We start from the raw sequence: 1203 nt of genomic DNA, 5'->3' as shown, positions 1-1203 counted from the left end.
CGTTCTCGCCACAGGCCGAACAAACCTGGGTCGAGGCGAACCACGGGTCGGCCTGGATCAGTGTGCGGCCGTGGAACCTGCATTTGTAGGCGAGCTGGCGGACGAACTCGCCCCATCCGGCGTCCCCGATCGACTTTGCCAGGCGGCGGTCCTGCATCATCTCCCTCGGTTTCAGCGTCTCGACGACGACGACTTGGTTCTCGTCGACGATGCGTCGTGACAGCTTGTGGAGGAAGTCATGTCGGCGGTTCCGTACCTTTTCATGCTTTTTGGCCAATAGGAGCCGCGCCTTCTCGCGGTTCCGGCTGCCGGGCTTCTTGCGGGAGAGCGAGCGCTGCGCCCGTCTCAGCCGTTCCTCGGCCTCGCGCAGGTTGCGCGGGTTCGGGACCTTCGCCGTCACGAGCGCGTCGTTCGTCATGACGGCGAAGTGCCCGAGGCCGAGGTCGATCCCGATTTTGTGCTCGGCCGGGACCCAGGGCTCGTCGGCCTGCTCGACGAGGAGCGACACGAAGAATTTGCCCGTCTTCGTCATCGACACGGTCGCCGACCGGATGGCCCCGTCGAAGATTCGGTGCTGTGTGAACCGGATGAACCCGACCTTCGGGAGCCGGACCCGGTCCCCCTCGATGCGGATCGTGCCGTGCTGGTTGTTCGTCGTGTAGGAGGCGCGCGATTTCCGTCTCGACTTGAACACCGGAAAGCCGGCCGTCCCGGCGAAGAACTTCGCGAACGCCGCGTCGAGGTGAAGCTTCGCGTTCGCGAGCGCGAGGCTGTCCGCCTCACACAGGAACGGGAACAGGGGCTTGTACGAGGCCGGTGTCGGCAGTTTTCGCTTCGGGCCGGTCCCAGCCTTCGCCTCCTCGTGGATGGCGATGCGGTCCTCGAGCAGCTTGTTGTAGATGAACCGGGCACAGCCGATCGTCCTGACCAGGAAATCGGCCTGTTCCGACGTCGGGTGGAGCCTGTATTTGTAGCCATTCAGCATGTCTCCCCCTCCTCTCGGCCGATGATCGTGATGAACGCCTTCCTCATCCGATACCCGCGACGGGGGAAGGGAAATCTGACGGAATCACGAACTTATGTTCGTCATATCTGTCACAGGGGTGGCCAAGAAGTTTATGTACGGGCGATTCATCTCCCACCTACGCTGGGCTTCGCCCCAGACGCTTAGAGGTGGGAGAATTCTCGCTTAATTATGTTAAA

General features: G+C 62.3%; 1 protein-coding gene. It reads right to left on the bottom strand.

The features are described 5' to 3' along the window. Nucleotides 1–985: RNA-guided endonuclease TnpB family protein (locus EVJ28_RS13925; protein ID WP_131489347.1), on the bottom strand; the 985-nt coding region annotated here is incomplete at its 3' end. Nucleotides 986–1203: the final 218 nt, after the last annotated feature.

Source organism: Exiguobacterium sp. SH3S3, assembly GCF_004337115.1.
Classification (GTDB): domain Bacteria; phylum Bacillota; class Bacilli; order Exiguobacteriales; family Exiguobacteriaceae; genus Exiguobacterium; species Exiguobacterium aurantiacum_A.
The sequence above is the reverse complement of the archived record's forward strand: the minus strand, read 5'-3'. Positions and strand labels throughout refer to the sequence as shown.